The sequence below is a fragment of the Aureimonas sp. AU4 genome, from assembly GCF_001463765.1.
Taxonomy (GTDB): domain Bacteria; phylum Pseudomonadota; class Alphaproteobacteria; order Rhizobiales; family Rhizobiaceae; genus Aureimonas.
The window spans coordinates 1-297 of the sequence record NZ_BBWK01000124.1 but is presented as its reverse complement, the minus strand read 5'-3'; the positions used below and the strand labels follow the sequence as shown (position 1 = coordinate 297).

Below are 297 nucleotides of genomic sequence, written 5' to 3'. Positions count from 1 at the left end.
TCGGGTGATCGGGGCGGACCGGGCGAGTGTTCGATGCGAGGGGACGCGGCCTGACGATGGGTTGCTCCGAGCACGACTGAAGGAGTTGGCGGGCGAGCGCCGGCGGTTTGGCTACAGGCGGCTGCACGTCCTGCTGAAACGGGAGGGTCATGCCGTCAACCACAAGCGCGTCCAGCGGCTCTATCGCGAGGAGAAGTTGACCGTGCGCCGGCGCGGCGGGCGCAAGCGGGCCATGGGAACACGGCGACCGATCGAAGCACCCGTGGCCGCCAACCAACGCTGGAGCCTGGACTTCCT

Annotated in this window: 1 protein-coding gene; it reads left to right on the top strand. The window is 68.7% G+C overall.

The window, feature by feature from the left end:
- Positions 1–297 (top strand): IS3 family transposase (locus AUL35_RS21380; protein WP_156418160.1); only part of this gene is annotated, 297 nt, incomplete at both ends.